This is a genomic window from Actinoplanes sp. NPDC000266 (genome assembly GCF_042899005.1).
GTDB lineage: Bacteria > Actinomycetota > Actinomycetes > Mycobacteriales > Micromonosporaceae > Actinoplanes.
This window is the reverse complement of the sequence record NZ_JBIAZI010000006.1, coordinates 187,827-199,834: the sequence shown is the minus strand read 5'-3', so window position 1 is coordinate 199,834 and position 12,008 is coordinate 187,827. Positions and strand designations below refer to the sequence as shown.

Sequence of the window (12,008 nt, the reverse complement as noted above, 5' to 3'; positions counted from 1 at the left end):
CGACGAAGAGAGACGGCGCCGGGTAGGAGTCGGCGCCGTCTCTCCGTCGGGGCTGAGGTTCCGGGGATTTCCGGCGCCGCCCTCCCGGCGCCGGCGGGGCCTCAGGCCCGGGCTCGGGAGCGGAAGACCCAGACGCGCAGCATCAGGAAGCGGGCCGCCGTGGCCAGCAGGTTGGCCACGATCAGGACTATGAGCTCGAGCGGCTTCGAGTGTGATGGCGAGGCGGCGTTCAGCAGGGCCAGTGAGCCGCTGGTCAGCAGGAGGCCCACGCCGAAGACGATCAGGCCCTGGGCCTGGTGGCGCCACGCGCCGTCGTTGCCGCGGACGCCGAAGGTCAGGCGGCGGTTGACGGCCGTGTTCGCGATGGCCGTGACCAGCAGGGCGATGAAGTTCGCCCACTGTGGGCCGGCGAACGTGCGCAGGATCGCGTAAAGGGCCAGGTAGGCCAGGGTGCTGGCCACGCCGACACCCGCGAAGCGGATGAGCTGGCCGGTCATGCCGGTGGGGACGCCCTCGACCGGCAGCGGGTTACGGCCCAGCTGCTCGCGCAGGGTGGCCAGGGGCAGCTTGCCCGAGCCGAAGGCGCGCAGCAGGCGGACGATGCCCTTCAGGTCGGCCATCGCCGTGGAGACGATGTCGACCCGGCTGTCCGGATCGTCCACCCAGTCCACCGGCACCTCATGGATGCGCAGGCCGGCCCGCTCGGCCAGCACCAGCATCTCGGTGTCGAAGAACCAGCCGGTGTCCTCGACCATCGGCAGCAGGCGCTCGGCGACGTCGCCCCGGATCGCCTTGAAGCCGCACTGCGCGTCGGAGAAACGAGCGGACAGCGTGCCCCGCAGGATCAGGTTGTAGCTGCGCGAGATGAACTCCCGCTTCGCCCCGCGCACCACCCGCGAGCCGCGGGCCAGGCGCGAGCCGATCGCCAGGTCCGAGTGCCCGCTGATCAGCGGGGCGACCAGTGGCAGGAGCGCGCCCAGGTCGGTCGACAGGTCGACGTCCATATAGGCGAGCACGGACGCGTCGGAATGAGTCCAGACGTACTTGAGCGCCCGGCCCCGGCCCTTCTCGGCCAAGTGCACCCAGCGCACCTCGGGCAGCTCGGTCGACAGCCACCGGGCCACGTCCGCCGTCGAGTCGGTGCTCGCGTTGTCGGCGATCGTGATCCGGAACCGGTACGGGAAGTAGGCCCGCAGATAGGCGTGCAGGCGCTGCACGCAGGGGCCGAGATCGATCTCTTCGTTGTAGACCGGAACGACGACGTCGAGCACCGGCGCATCGACGTGGGTCGTGGCAGCGTCAGGCGTGGGCTGCGTCGAAAGGCTCATACCGACAACGATGATCGTGGCGGCTGAGCGCCTTTTGTGCCGGTCCTGTGGTGGAACTGTGAGTCGGCGAATGTCCGAAATGGAACGGGCGGCTCCCCGTGTGGGGAGCCGCCCGTTCCTTCCGGGGGTGAATCAGGCTGTGGTGGAGGTGGTGGGCTGGGTCAGGTCGTAGACCGTCGTGGAACCCACGGTCTTGGCCGTGTAGTTGGCCGCCACCCACTCGGAGATCTGCGAGGAGTAGTTGCTGCCGCTGGAGTTGCCGCCGCCGCCACCGAAACCGCCGCCACCGATGAAGTAGTGGATCTTTCCTTCGGCCACGTACTGCTGGAACTGGGCCAGCGTGGGGGAGGGGTCGGTGCCGTTGAAGCCGCCGACCGCCATCACCGGGTCACCGGTGGCCAGCTGATATCCGGACGCGCTCTGCGAGCCGACCGCGGCCGCCACCCAGGTGTACTTGTCGGCGTCGGTCTCGAGCAGCGCCTTCATCTCGTCGCTGACCGTCGCCGCGTCGAGGAGGCCGCCCATGCCGCCACCGCCGCCGCGCATCCCGCCGCCACCGTTGCCGCCGGGGAACCCGCCCTGGCCACCACCGTTGCCAGTGCCGCCCTGCGCGCCGCCGTTGCCGGTTCCGCCGTTGCCGGTTCCGTTCTGGCCGCCGAAGCCGCCGCCCGGGAAACCGCCCGGGAAGCCGCCCTGGTTGCCGGTGCCGCCATTGCCCGTACCACCGGTGCCGTTGCCGTTTTGTCCGCCGGGGAAACCGCCGCCACCAGGGAAACCACCCTGACCGCCGCCGCCCGGGAAGCCGCCACGGCCGCCGCGACCGCCTCCGCCGAAGCCACCGAAACCGCCGGTGGACGGGCCCGCGGACGGGATGGAACCCGTGTGTGCGGTCGAAGCGGTCTGCACCGCGTACGCCGCCGGGCCCGCCAGCACCGCGGCCAGCGAGACCCCGGCCGCCAGGGCGGCGATCCGCGCCGGCAGGCGCAGGGCCGCGAGCAGCGCCACCGCCCCGGCCAGGCCACCGACCAGGACCACCCACCGCAACCAGGGCAGGAAGTCGGCGCTGCGCGACAGCAGGTGGAACGACCACCAGGCGCTCACCGCGACCGTCGCCGCCAGCGTGATCGTCGCGATCGCGTTCGACCGGTGCTTCCAGAGCAGCGCCGCGCCCATGCCGACCACCGCGCCGACCGCCGGCGCCAGGGCGACCGTGTAGTAGGCGTGGAAGATGCCCTGCATGAAGCTGAAGACCAGGCCGGTGACCAGCAGCCAGGTGCCCCAGACGATCAGGCCGGCGCGCTGACGGTCGGTGCGCGGGCGACGGGCCGTGATGACCAGGCCGGCCACCAGCACGATCAGCGCCGCCGGCAGCAGCCACGAGATCTGACCGCCCTGCGAGCTGTCGAACATGCGCAGGATGCTGGTCTCGCCCCACATCCCGCCGCCCATGCCGCCACCGCCACCGACGCTGCCGGTCTCGTCACCGTTGAGCCGGCCGAGGCCGTTGTAGCCCAGCGCCAGCTCGAGGATGCTGTTGTTCTGCGAGCCGCCGATGAAGGGCCGGTGCGAGGCCGGCACCAGTTCGACGATCGCGATGTACCAGCCGGCCGAGACGACCAGCGCGCCGACCGCCGCCAGCAGCTGCCAGAGGCGCTTGCCCAGCTTGGGCGGGCCGGCGATCAGATAGGCCAGGCCGTACGCCGGGACCACCAGCAACGCCTGGAGCATCTTGGCCAGGAAGCCGAAGCCGACGAAGACGCCCGCGAGCATCAGCCACTTCGTGGAGCCGTTCTCGATCGCCCGCACCGTCGCGTACGCGCCGGCCACCATGCAGAGCACCAGCATGGCGTCGGGGTTGTTGAAGCGGAACATCAGCGCCGCGATCGGGGTGAAGGCGAGCACGGCGCCGCCGATCAGGCCGGCCGCCGGTCCGTACCACCGCTTCACCGTCGCGTAGACCAGCGCGACGCTGGCCACGCCCATCAGAGCCTGCGGGACCAGGATGCTCCACGAGTTCACGCCGAAGATCCGGGCCGAGATCTCCATGAACCACAGCGATCCGGGCGTCTTGTCGACCGTGATCGAGTTGGCGGCGTCGGAGGAGCCGAAGAAGAACGCCTCCCAGCTCTTCGTGCCGGCCTGCACGGCGGCCGAGTAGAACGCGTTGGCCCAGCCGTTCTTGCCGAGTCCCCAGATGTAGAGGACACCGGTGACCAGCAGCAGGCCGAGCAGGGAGGGCCGGGCCCAGATCGGATCGCCGTTCGGCCCGAGGTAGAACCGCTGGAAGCGGGGTCGGGGTGGAGGCGGCGGCGCAGGCTGGGGCGGATCCGGCGCCACCGTCGGCGGGATGGGCAACGTCGAAGTCATCGAGGCTCTCCACGGAAGGAGGATCAATACCTCGCCACTGTCGACGCTGCCCCTGTCGCGCCCTTATGTCCTTCCTGTAAGCCCGCTGTGAGTTAGGAGGAAAGAGCCGAGCGGCGCTTCGCGGAGGCGACCGCGAGGCGCTCCAGCACGCCGACCGTGGGCTCCCAGCCCATGCACGCGTCGGTCACCGACTGGCCGTACGTCAGCTCTCCGCCCAGGTTCTGCCGACCCGGTACCAGGAAGCTCTCCAGCATCACGCCGCTGATCCCGCGCTGGCCGGCCTCCATCTGCGCGGCCACGTCGTCGGCCACGAGCGGCTGGCGCAGGTGGTCCTTGCCGCTGTTGCCGTGCGAGCAGTCGATCACCAGGCGCTCCGGCAGGCCGGCCTTGCGGAGCAGCTCCAAGGAGTGCGCGACATCGGAAGCGCTGTAGTTGGGCTTTCCGCCGCCGCCGCGCAGGACCAGGTGGGTGTCCGGGTTGCCGGTCGTGTGCAGGATGGCCGGCGTGCCCGAGTAGTCGATGCCGGGGAAGACGTGCGGCACCTCGGCCGCCTGGATGGCCTCGATCGCGGTGGCGATGCTGCCGTCGGGGCGGTTCTTCATGCCGATCGGCATGGACAGGCCGGAGGCGAGCTGCCGGTGGACCTGCGATTCGACCGTACGGGCTCCGATCGCACCCCAGGCCACGGTGTCCGCGTAGTACTGCGGGGTGATCGGGTCGAGGAACTCGACGGCGGTCGGCAGCCCACGGCCCACGATCTCCAGCAGCAGCCGCCGGGCGATCCGCAGGCCGGTGCCCACGTCGCCGGTGCCGTCCAGGGCCGGGTCGTTGATCAGGCCCTTCCAGCCGACGGTGGAGCGCGGCTTCTCGAAGTAGACCCGCATCACGATCAGCAGGTCGTCGCTGAGCCGCTGCGCCTCCTTCTCCAGGAGTGACGCGTATTCGCCGGCCGCGGCCGGGTCGTGCACCGAGCACGGGCCGACGACGACCAGCAGGCGCGGATCTCGGTGGTTCAGCACGTCCTCGACCTGCTTGCGGCCGGCCAGCACGGTGTCGTGCAAGGCGGACGTCAGCGGCAGCTCGTGGTGCAGCAACGCCGGGCTCATCAGCGGGACGACCTTCTCGATGCGCTGGTCGCGGACGCGCTGAACCTCGGGGGCAGTCATGGTCTCTCCTAGGCGGGCGGAAGCGGGGGCCGGCCCAGGAGCGAGCCGGCGGCAAACAAAAAGGCAGCGACATCAAGTCGCTGCCCGGGCCGGCTCTGGCGTGGTGTCTCAGTCCTTGCGAGATCAGTGCATGGCTGAGGCACCGGCGGGAGCCGGCCCACTAAACCACGAATACCAGCGAGACACGTCGGTCAGCATAGCGCGTCACCGCGGGAGCTGAGCCAACTGCTGCTCAGCAGGTGGGACGGCGGGTTGGGGCGCGTCGTACGGGAGCATGACGCTGAACACCGTACGGCCGGGCTCGCTCTGCACGGCCACCTCGCCCCGGTGGGCGGTGACGACCGCGTGCACGATCGACAGGCCCAGTCCGGTGCTGCCGGCGGCGCGTGAGCGGGAGCTGTCGCCGCGGGCGAACCGTTCGAAGATGTGCGGCTGGAGCTCGGACGGGATGCCGGGCCCGCTGTCGATCACGTGGATGACGGCCGCGCTCGGCATGGTGGTGACGGCCACGGTGACGGCCGTGCCCTCGGGTGTGTGGGTGCGCGCGTTGGCCAGCAGGTTGGCCAGCACCTGGTGCAGGCGGGCGCCGTCGCCGTAGACGATGACCGGCTCCTCGGGCAGGTCGAGCTGCCAGTAGTGCCCCGGGCCGGCGGCGTGGGCGTCGCTGACCGTGTCGACCACGAGCATGGTCAGGTCGACCGGGTCGTGCGCGAGCGGCCGGCCGGCGTCGAGGCGGGCGAGCAGCAGCAGGTCTTCGACCAGCAGGGTCATGCGCTTGGCCTCGGACTCGACCCGGTTGAGCACGTGCGCGATCTCCTCGGAGATCGGGGCCCGGCTGCGTCGGCTGAGCTCGGCGTAGCCGCGGATGGCGGCCAGCGGCGTACGCAGCTCGTGGCTGGCGTCGGCGACGAACTGCCGCACCTGCATCTCGCTGGCGTGCCGCGCCTCCAGGGCGTTGCCGACGTGGTCGAGCATCTGGTTGAGCGCGGCGCCGACCTGGCCCACCTCGGTGCGCGGGTCGGTGTCGCTCTCGGGAACGCGCTGGGCCAGCTCGACCTGACCGCGGTCGAGCTTGAGCTCGGAGACCTTGGTCGCGGTGGCGGCGACGCGGTCGAGGGGAGCGAGGGTACGTCTGACGATGAACGCACCCGCCCACCCGGCCACGCCGATCGCGATGAGGATGGCGCCCGCGGTGACGAGGGCGATGCGCAGCAGGGTGTTGTTCACCGTGCTCAGCGTCACCGCGGTGACCCTGATGGCGCCGTCGGGCTCGGTCGTGGCGGTCGCCCGGTACGAGCCCTCGCCGTCGACGTCGACGGTGGTCTTGTCGCCGAGCGCGACGGCCGTGAGTTCCTTTTCGGCCTCGTCGCTCAGTTTCTGGTACTCGGTGTCGGGGTTGCCGTTGTCGTCCGGGACGGTGACCACCTTGCCGCCCGCGAGGAAGGCGCCGTCCTTGTAGTAGATGGTGATCGAGCCGGGTTCCTGACCGCCGTACGGCTGACTCCGGTCGAAGCCTCTCGACGGGTCGAAGGCCGGCAGGTTCGCGCCGTTGATCTTGCCGCCGCGGAACGGGTTGTTGGCGCCGTCGAGTTTGGTGTCGATCTGGCTGTAGAGCTGGTCGTGCAGGAAGACGTACGCCGTGGTGCCGACCGCCAGGCCCAGGATCGTGAGCAGCGTGATGATGATGGCGACGATCCGGGTGCGCAGCGGCCAGCCGCGCGGGCTGCGCCAGCGGGCCGGATGTTCAGTCCGCGGGCTTGAGGACATAGCCGGCTCCGCGCATCGTGTGGATCATCGGCGAGCGGCCCGCGTCGATCTTCTTCCGGAGGTACGAGATGTAGAGCTCGACCACGTTGGCCTGGCCGCCGAAGTCGTAGTTCCAGACCCGGTCGAGGATCTGGCTCTTGCTCAGCACCCGCCGCGGGTTGCGCATGAGATAGCGCAGCAGCTCGAACTCGGTCGCGGTCAGCGTGATCAGGTCGCCGCCCCGGCGCACCTCGTGGCTGTCCTCGTCCAGCGAGAGATCACCGACGATCAATTGCGAGTCCGTACGCATGGGCGAGTGCCCCATCCGCCGCATCAGCCCGCGCAGCCGGGCCACCACCTCTTCCAGGCTGAACGGCTTGGTGACGTAGTCGTCGCCGCCGGCGGTCAGCCCGGTGATGCGGTCCTCGACCGCGTCCTTGGCCGTCAGGAAGAGCACCGGCACCTCGGGCGACTCACCGCGCAGCCGGCGCAGCACCTCGAGCCCGTCGATGTCGGGCAGCATCATGTCGAGGACGACGGCGTCCGGGCGGAAGTCGCGAGCGGTCCGGACGGCCGAGAGCCCGTCGCCGGCGCTCTTGACGTCCCAGCCCTCGTAGCGCAGCGCCATCGAGAGCAGCTCGGCCAGGGTCGGCTCGTCGTCGACCACGAGAACCCGGACGGGGCTGCCGTCGGGCCGCCGGAGCTCGGTGCTGGAATCTGCGTTCGCCATCGTCATGCCCCTACTTTCGCGGGCCACGCTTTGCGCCGGCTTTCTGGTTCCTGTGTACCACCTGTGACCCGGACCCACAGGAACCGCATAAATTTCGCACAGCCGACAGACACCGTACGCCTAGATCGTGGTCCTCATGACGCAGACGACGAAGCACCTCGGATGGCAGCGGCGCACCGGTTTCATGGCGCTCGGCGCGGCTCTCGCCCTGACCGCGGCCTTCGGGCCGACCACGCTCGGCACCACACGGTACGCCGCGAGCGAGGTGGCCGGCTACGCGACGGTGACCGCGGCCGACACGATCACCGCCACTCCGGTGCTGGCCGAGGTGGCCGCGGCCGGCCGAGGCGTGTCGAAGACCCCCGAAAGCGTATAAAACGCCCATAATGGTTGCATGCGACGGATACTTGTGATCTTGGCCGTCGCCGCGGCGCTCACCTTGTCGGCGGCGCCCGCGTCGGCCGCCGACGACCAGCTCGTCGAGGTCGGGCTCCACCAGCGCGTCGTCCAGCTCGTGGCCGACGGCGACAGCACCTGCGCCCTCACCGAGAAGGGCGAGGTCTACTGCTGGGGCGCCGGTTATCCGCCCCACCGGCCGGCCGGCGACACCACGCTGCTGCTGGTGGCCATCGGCGCCCTGCTGATCGCCGGTGGCGCCTCGATGCTGCTGGTCAGCCGTTCGTCGCGGTCAGGGCCGCGTCGCGCAGCTGCGACGCTCCCTGCTTCAGCCGCTCCGTGTAGTTCGGCCGATTCCAGTTCGGCCACTTGACCTGCCCGATCGCCTGCTCGGTGCCGGACGCCGTCAGTGAGACGGTCACGCCGGGACTGGCCTCGAGGGTCAACTTCCCGTTCTTGGGTACGGCGACACGGCGCGTGGACGGGTCGGCGAAACCGAGCATCGCCCACGGCACGCGAACCGTGAGCCGGTCGTCGTCGAGGTGCCACAGCGCCCGGCTGTCGGCCTCGTCGTCCGACGGGTCCCAGCTGCCGTGCACGAGCAACCCGGCGTTCTGGAGCTCGATCGGCTGCTTGGCGTTCGTCGTCGGCACGGTGTGGGCCCGGTTGGTGATCAGCTCGAACGGCTTCCAGCCCTCCGGCGCCGGCCCGCGCGCCGACTCCGGCACGGCGAAGTCCAGCTTCAGCGGATCGAGCTGGTCGCGCAGATAGGCCTGCCCGGTGTGGCCGATCAGGTTGAGCGCGAAGACCGCGTCCGGCCGCCGGTCGGTGCTGCCGGCCATCGGCGGGCCGGTCACGCCGTCCAGCACGTCGAACCCGACGATCATCGACCCCGGCGGCGACTTCGCGAGCTTGACGTCCAGGGTCACGTACGCCTCGTCGGTCGTGGCCTTGACCTCGCGCGCCGGCCAGGCGTCGCCGCTGTCGAGCAGCTGCTGCTCGGCCGCGTCGCGCGCCCCCGCCGGATCCATCGCGAGCACCCCGAAGTGCTGCTCGTTGGTGAGCGGGTCGTGCCACAGCTTGCGGCGCTGCCCGTCCTGGTGCCCGACGGTGTTCCAGGTGTAGCGGTACCACTCGTCCATCCAGCCGAACAGGAACCCGCCCGCCAGACCCTGGTTCTTCATCATCCGCAGCAGGTCCGCGCTGATCCGCATCGCCTCCTGCTCGCTGTGCTCGCCCTGCGAGCGGCCCAGCGGCCCGCTGTGCGCCGAGCCGATCGAGGACGGCACGCCGAACTCGGTGATCATGGTCGGCATCGTGGAGTGGTGCTTGCGCAGCGCGGTCACATATCCCGCGTAGGGATCGGCCTGCCCGTCGTACTCGAAATTGTTGAGATCGGGCTCGTAACGCAGGAAGTCCGGATAGTAGGGGTACGCGTGGTAGCTGGCGAACGTGCCGGCCGGCCAGTCCGCCGTCGGCAGCACGTGGTTGGCGTCGATCTGGAGCAGATCCTCCTGGTCGAGCGGCTCGGCCGGGTGGCGCAGCGGATCGGTGGTGGCCCAGTTGACGAAGGCGATCGGCTGGCTGACGCCCTTCTTGGCCACGTAGCCGGCCAGCTCGTCCATCCGGGCCGCGAACCAGCGCTCGGTCGGCGTCGACTTCGGTGTGTTCCGGAAGTACTTGCCGGCGTACCGCTTCACCGAGGCGTTGCGCTGGTCGGAGGCGGCGCCGGCGCGCGGGTCGAGCTCGGCGCCGATGATCCAGCCGATCAGCCACGGCGTGACGTCGGTGTTCCAGACGCCGCCGGGCCGTCCGGGCCGGGTCGAGCGGCTGAAGTCGCCCGAGACGGCGTGGGCCGCGGCTTCGAGCTCCTGCCGGAACGTCGTGGTCACCCGGGCGTCGAAGAGGTTCTTCTTGCCGATGTACGACTCGTCGGTCATCGACACGCCCTGCACCAGGTAGAGCGGCCGCTCCGGGTTGTCCTGGTTGTAGGCGGCCAGCTGCTCGTAGAAGGCGGGCGGATGGATCTTGTAGATGCGGACCACCCGGATGCCGAGCCAGCCCATGGCCGCGAACCAGGCCCGATACTGCGCGGCCGAGATGGCCGGCTCGCCCGGCAGGTGCCCGGGGGTGGTGTCGCTCAGGTCGACGCCGGGCAGGAAGGTGCGGTCGCCGCCCGCGGTGTGCAGCTGGAAGGACTGCCCGTCGGCGCCGGCGACCATCCGCAGGCCGCCGGCCTCGCGCGGGGCCGGCGCCCACGAGCTGCCCGACGGCGGGGAGGGGATCTCGCGCATCCCGGAGATCAGGAAGGCGGGCGAGTTCACCGCCGGCGTCGACGTCCCGCCGGCCAGCAGCAGGCACAGCGAGATCGCGAAGACCCCCACGACGATCGCCTTGAGTCGCCCGGATCGTGGACGGGCCGGCGCGGACACGAACTGACTCGGAAAGTCCCCCACGCAGGCATTGTCTGACGGCTGGGTTGCCATATGAGCCGTTTTGTCGGGAAGCTTGGATCATCGGAACACTCGCCGTTCGGCTCTTGTTGTGCAAGCGTTGAGACAGGCGCGTGGGCAGAGGAGCGTGGGACGTGGATCTTCTGGAGGACTACCGCAAGGCGACCTTCTACTTCGAGTCCGGCGACCCGCTCGGGGCCGCGCGCCTGCTCGAGCCGATAGTCGAGGCGGAGCCGCACAATTCGGCCGTACGTCTCCTGCTCGCCCGGGCCTATTTCAACTCGGCCCAGCTGAACGGGGCGGAGAAGCAGCTCAGAGAGCTCGTGGAGCATGATCCATCGGATCACTACGCGCACCACGTGCTCGGCCGGACCCTGGAGAGGGCCGGCCGCTTTCGTGAGGCCCTGCCTCACCTGCGGCTGGCCGCCGCGATGAAGCAGCACACCGACTACTCCGAGGCCGTGCACCGGGTCGAGGAATGGCTCGGCAAGTCCGACACCGAGAAATAGGATCTTCGACGTGAAGCTGAAGCTCGACCTGCACGACATCTTCAACAAGGGCACCGAGATCGACCGCGCGCTGCGCGGCGTGATCGACGAGGCCATCCAGAAGAAGGCCGCCATGGTCGAGATCATCCCGGGCAAGGGGAGCGGGGCGCTGAAGAAGAAGGTGCTCCGCTTCCTCGACCAGAAAGAGATCAAGCAGCTCTATCACCGGGTGGAGAAGGACGGCGACAACTGGGGCCGGCTCTTCGTGCACTTCCGCCACGACGCGCCCACCGGCCGTCGTGGCCGGGGCCGCTAGTTCAGCCGCCGCCCCATGAGCACCGCCCCGTCGAAGACCTCGCCGGCCAGAACGCGCCAGCCCTTGCGGTGATAGAGCCGCCGGGCCGGCGCGTTCTCGTCGTCGGTCGCGGTGAGCAGGGCGACCCGGTGCGGCAGCCCCTCCAACAGGGCGTCGTGCAGTGCGGTCCCGAGTCCGCGCCGCTCGTGCGAGGGCCGCACGGCCAGCTCGACGAGCTCGAAGTGCCCGCCCAGCCACTCCTCGGACAGCTCGGGGGAGACGCGGGCGGCGATGTGGTCGGTCCACCACTGACCGAAGTCGCCCGTGTAGCCGTACGTGAATCCCACCATCTCTTCGCCGTCCCACGCGGCCAGGCACTTGAAGCCGGCCCGGCCGGCGTGCGTGGGCAGCGTGTCGTCCCGCCAGGTCTCCTGGAACGCCTCGGTGTACACCTCGCGCAGCTCGGCGGCGTGCTCCGTCCCGGCCGGGGCGATCCTCACGCCTTCACGACTCGGTACCAGAGGCCGGCCACCGGATCGTGGTCGACCTGCCGGATCCGTTCCAGCTGGATCTCCGCGCCGCCCGGCTGGGTGAACAGCCGGGTGCCGTCGCCCAGCAGCACGGGCGAGACGAAGGTCAGGATCTCGTCGACCAGCCCGGCGGCCAGGGCCTGCCGCGCGACGTCGGCGCCGAGCAGGTTCACGTAGCGGTCGCCGGCCGCCTCTTTGGCTTTCTCGACGGCGTCGCGCAGGTCGGTGACGAAGGTGACGCCCGGCACCGGCGTCTCCGGTGGCCGGTGGGTGAGCACGAACTGCGGGCCCTGCCAGGCGCCGGACATGGCGCCCTCCTTGTCGGTGCCCTTGTTCGGGTCGTCGCCGCCGAAGGTGCGGTTACCGGCCAGCATCGCGCCGATCCGGTCGACCAGGCCGTCGGCGGTCGGGTTGGGCCCGAGGTGCGGGGCGAGCCAGGACATGTCGCCACCCGGGCCGGCGATGTAGCCGTCCAGGGACATCTGCACGGAGTAGAGGACCTTCGCCAT

Annotated in this window: 12 protein-coding genes; 4 read left to right on the top strand and 8 right to left on the bottom strand. The window is 70.3% G+C overall.

Annotation, left to right across the window (positions count from 1 at the left end):
- Positions 1-101 precede the first annotated feature (101 nt).
- The 5 genes from ACFY36_RS25130 to ACFY36_RS25110 all read right to left on the bottom strand — a co-directional run bounded on the left by ACFY36_RS25130 (position 102) and on the right by ACFY36_RS25110 (position 7,343).
- Complete coding sequence (locus ACFY36_RS25130) at positions 102-1,328, bottom strand: bifunctional glycosyltransferase family 2/GtrA family protein (RefSeq protein ID WP_499748374.1); 1,227 nt, start codon at positions 1,326-1,328, stop codon at positions 102-104.
- Between the two features lie 132 nt (positions 1,329-1,460).
- A complete protein-coding gene (locus ACFY36_RS25125; protein ID WP_499748373.1) occupies positions 1,461-3,695 on the bottom strand; it encodes a glycosyltransferase family 39 protein in 2,235 nt (744 codons plus the stop codon).
- Positions 3,696-3,787: 92 nt separating this feature from the next.
- Positions 3,788-4,861: a 3-deoxy-7-phosphoheptulonate synthase gene (locus tag ACFY36_RS25120; RefSeq protein ID WP_499748372.1), complete on the bottom strand. Its 1,074-nt coding sequence runs from the start codon at positions 4,859-4,861 to the stop codon at positions 3,788-3,790.
- A gap of 204 nt (positions 4,862-5,065) precedes the next feature.
- On the bottom strand, positions 5,066-6,628 hold the full coding sequence (locus ACFY36_RS25115) for a sensor histidine kinase (protein WP_499748371.1): 1,563 nt from the start codon (positions 6,626-6,628) through the stop codon (positions 5,066-5,068).
- Positions 6,606-7,343, bottom strand: coding sequence for a response regulator transcription factor (locus ACFY36_RS25110; protein WP_097326660.1), 738 nt, complete (start codon positions 7,341-7,343; stop codon positions 6,606-6,608). The genes ACFY36_RS25115 and ACFY36_RS25110 overlap by 23 nt, the downstream gene beginning before the upstream one ends.
- A gap of 130 nt (positions 7,344-7,473) precedes the next feature.
- Between ACFY36_RS25110 and ACFY36_RS25105 the strand changes: the two genes are divergently transcribed.
- Together ACFY36_RS25105 and ACFY36_RS25100 are read left to right on the top strand one after the other, a co-directional pair.
- Positions 7,474-7,713, top strand: a complete 240-nt coding sequence (locus tag ACFY36_RS25105) for a hypothetical protein (protein ID WP_499748370.1) — start codon at positions 7,474-7,476, stop codon at positions 7,711-7,713.
- An 18-nt stretch (positions 7,714-7,731) separates the two neighbouring features.
- Positions 7,732-8,106: a hypothetical protein gene (locus tag ACFY36_RS25100; RefSeq protein ID WP_499748369.1), complete on the top strand. Its 375-nt coding sequence runs from the start codon at positions 7,732-7,734 to the stop codon at positions 8,104-8,106.
- On the opposite strand, the gene ACFY36_RS25095 is transcribed toward ACFY36_RS25100, so the two are convergent.
- Entirely contained in the window at positions 8,009-10,189 is a 2,181-nt protein-coding gene (locus ACFY36_RS25095) for a hypothetical protein (protein WP_499748368.1), read from the bottom strand. The genes ACFY36_RS25100 and ACFY36_RS25095 overlap by 98 nt on opposite strands.
- A 131-nt stretch (positions 10,190-10,320) precedes the next feature.
- Here ACFY36_RS25095 and ACFY36_RS25090 point away from each other — a divergent pair, with 131 nt between their 5' ends.
- Positions 10,321-10,695, top strand: a complete 375-nt coding sequence (locus ACFY36_RS25090; protein ID WP_499748367.1) for a tetratricopeptide repeat protein — start codon at positions 10,321-10,323, stop codon at positions 10,693-10,695.
- 10 nt (positions 10,696-10,705) lie between these two features.
- A complete protein-coding gene (locus ACFY36_RS25085; protein WP_364663048.1) occupies positions 10,706-10,990 on the top strand; it encodes a Smr/MutS family protein in 285 nt (94 codons plus the stop codon).
- On the opposite strand, the gene ACFY36_RS25080 is transcribed toward ACFY36_RS25085, so the two are convergent.
- Both ACFY36_RS25080 and ACFY36_RS25075 read right to left on the bottom strand, forming a co-directional pair.
- A complete protein-coding gene (locus tag ACFY36_RS25080; RefSeq protein WP_499748366.1) occupies positions 10,987-11,469 on the bottom strand; it encodes a GNAT family N-acetyltransferase in 483 nt (160 codons plus the stop codon). The genes ACFY36_RS25085 and ACFY36_RS25080 overlap by 4 nt on opposite strands.
- Positions 11,466-12,008, bottom strand: coding sequence for a dihydrofolate reductase family protein (locus tag ACFY36_RS25075; protein WP_499748365.1), 543 nt, complete (start codon positions 12,006-12,008; stop codon positions 11,466-11,468). Before ACFY36_RS25075 ends, ACFY36_RS25080 begins: the two co-directional genes overlap by 4 nt.

What these genes read in the sequence shown, in the direction of transcription:
- ACFY36_RS25110 (WP_097326660.1), bottom strand. Translation starts at nt 7,343, where the DNA reads ATGACGATGGCGAACGCAGATTCCAGCACCGAGCTCCGGCGGCCCGAC.
- ACFY36_RS25075 (WP_499748365.1), bottom strand. Translation starts at nt 12,008, where the DNA reads ATGGCGAAGGTCCTCTACTCCGTGCAGATGTCCCTGGACGGCTACATC.
- ACFY36_RS25125 (WP_499748373.1), bottom strand. Translation starts at nt 3,695, where the DNA reads ATGACTTCGACGTTGCCCATCCCGCCGACGGTGGCGCCGGATCCGCCC.
- ACFY36_RS25100 (WP_499748369.1), top strand. Translation starts at nt 7,732, where the DNA reads ATGCGACGGATACTTGTGATCTTGGCCGTCGCCGCGGCGCTCACCTTG.
- ACFY36_RS25120 (WP_499748372.1), bottom strand. Translation starts at nt 4,861, where the DNA reads ATGACTGCCCCCGAGGTTCAGCGCGTCCGCGACCAGCGCATCGAGAAG.
- ACFY36_RS25105 (WP_499748370.1), top strand. Translation starts at nt 7,474, where the DNA reads ATGACGCAGACGACGAAGCACCTCGGATGGCAGCGGCGCACCGGTTTC.
- ACFY36_RS25115 (WP_499748371.1), bottom strand. Translation starts at nt 6,628, where the DNA reads ATGTCCTCAAGCCCGCGGACTGAACATCCGGCCCGCTGGCGCAGCCCG.
- ACFY36_RS25130 (WP_499748374.1), bottom strand. Translation starts at nt 1,328, where the DNA reads ATGAGCCTTTCGACGCAGCCCACGCCTGACGCTGCCACGACCCACGTC.